This window comes from Lactobacillus sp. UMNPBX17, from assembly GCF_002553735.1.
In the GTDB taxonomy this organism is placed as follows: Bacteria; Bacillota; Bacilli; order Lactobacillales; family Lactobacillaceae; genus Lactobacillus; species Lactobacillus gallinarum.
The window spans coordinates 1-264 of the sequence record NZ_PCYT01000201.1 but is presented as its reverse complement, the minus strand read 5'-3'; the positions used below and the strand labels follow the sequence as shown (position 1 = coordinate 264).

The 264-nt window shown below is 44.7% G+C and carries 1 protein-coding gene; it reads left to right on the top strand.

Going from position 1 to position 264, the window contains the following annotated elements:
• Positions 1–264 (top strand): transposase (locus tag CP368_RS10300; protein WP_199161347.1); only part of this gene is annotated, 264 nt, incomplete at both ends.

Sequence of the window (264 nt, the reverse complement as noted above, 5' to 3'; positions counted from 1 at the left end):
ACAAGTTTTTCTGCGTCTATTTGGATGCGACATACCTTCCTTTGCGCCGAGAAACATTTGAGCGTGAAGCAGTCTATATTGCCATTGGCATCAAGCCTAATGGGCACAAGGAGGTCATTGACTACTGCATTGCGCCTAGCGAGAACATTGAAGTCTGGACAGATATGCTTCAAAACATGAAATCCCGAGGCTTAAAGCAAGTTGAGCTTTTTCTTTCTGATGGTGTTGTTGGCATGAAAACAGCCTTGGCCAGGACTTATCCTA